The organism is Pseudoalteromonas byunsanensis (assembly GCF_001854475.1).
Classification (GTDB): Bacteria; Pseudomonadota; Gammaproteobacteria; order Enterobacterales; family Alteromonadaceae; genus Pseudoalteromonas; species Pseudoalteromonas byunsanensis.
In genome coordinates, this window is the sequence record NZ_MNAN01000029.1 from 8,029 (window position 1) to 9,495 (window position 1,467).

Consider the following 1,467-nt stretch of genomic DNA (forward strand, 5'->3'; position numbering starts at 1 on the left):
GGCAAACACGCTGGCGCAGTTGTTCAGTGCGCAAGCACAGCTTTGTCCTGACGCTATCGCCTTGGTGTATGAGCATGAGCAAGTCTCTTATCAAGCATTAGATGACGCCTCTAACCGCTTAGCCAGAGAAATTAGAGCCCAGTATTTAGCATCTCATGGTCACGCATTGACCCCAGGAACCCTGATAGGGGTGTACTTAGAGCGAAGCGTGAATATGGTGGTGAGTATTTTGGCAGTACTTAAAGCTGGCGGCGCCTATGTACCGTTATCGCCAGAATACCCTCATGCTCGAATTGAATATATTTTAGATGACACCGCCACCGGACTCATCGTCACCGAGCCACACCATCAAGCCCAACTGGCACAGTGGCTAGAGCAGGGCACAATGGCGATGGTATCAGCCTCAACCGCTTGGTCATCAACACTCTCATCTGAGCCATTAGACTCATACAGTACTGCACATGATTTGGCGTATGTGATTTATACCTCAGGTACGACAGGACAACCTAAAGGGGTGATGATCCCACAACGTGGTGTCGTGTCTTTGCTTAAAGACACTGATTATATCGACTTATCAAATAATGATGTCTTGGCTCATTTATCATCGCCCAACTTTGATGCTGCGACCTTTGAAATATGGGGAGCGTTACTACATGGCGCGAAGTTAGTTGTTGTGCCATCTCAGGCCCCATTAACAGTTGACTATATTGAACAACTGCTCACAGAGCAGTCAATTAGTGTACTTTGGCTAACACGAACCTTGTTTGACACTCTATATATAGAGTCACCAAATTTATTCGGAAGCTTACGTTATCTGTTAGTCGGAGGTGAAGCCCTCACCCCGCATTTAATTGAACGTTTAGCGCTACAAGATGTTAGACCTCAATACATTCTCAACGGATATGGACCCACTGAAAGCACGACCTTCACTACGGTTCATCGTTGTGAAGGTAAACAAGGCAGCTCTGTTCCAATAGGAAAGCCAATCAATACACGTAAAGTGTATGTACTAGATGAAAAAGGCGAGCTAGCCCCAATGGGCAGCCCAGGAGAGCTCTACATCGGTGGCGCTGGCCTTGCACGCGGTTACTTGAATCGCCCAGAGCTCAGTGCACAAAGTTTTGTCCACAATCCATTTGCCAGTGAGGCGGATAAAGCCAAAGGCTATACCCGTCTGTATAGAACCGGTGACATCGTTCGATGGTTGCCTTGTGGAGAATTGGTTTATATCAGTCGTAATGATGACCAAGTTAAGATCCGTGGACACCGTATCGAGCTTGGGGAAGTGGAAAGCGCCGTGAGTGCGTTGGCCGGGGTGCAACAAGCCGCGGTTATCGTACGAACTCAAGCACAGAGCCAGTACCTTGCAGCTTATGTGGTAGCGCAAGCAGGGCAGAGCCTGTGTGTCGCTGAACTACATGAGCAGTTACGCCAGCAACTCCCTGATTATATGCTGCCAAGCAGTAT

At 48.3% G+C, this 1,467-nt stretch carries 1 protein-coding gene; it reads left to right on the forward strand.

Translation table 11 applies throughout. The annotated features are described in order from the left end of the window. Window positions 1–1,467: non-ribosomal peptide synthetase (locus BIW53_RS09600; protein WP_175442115.1), on the forward strand; the 1,467-nt coding region annotated here is incomplete at both ends.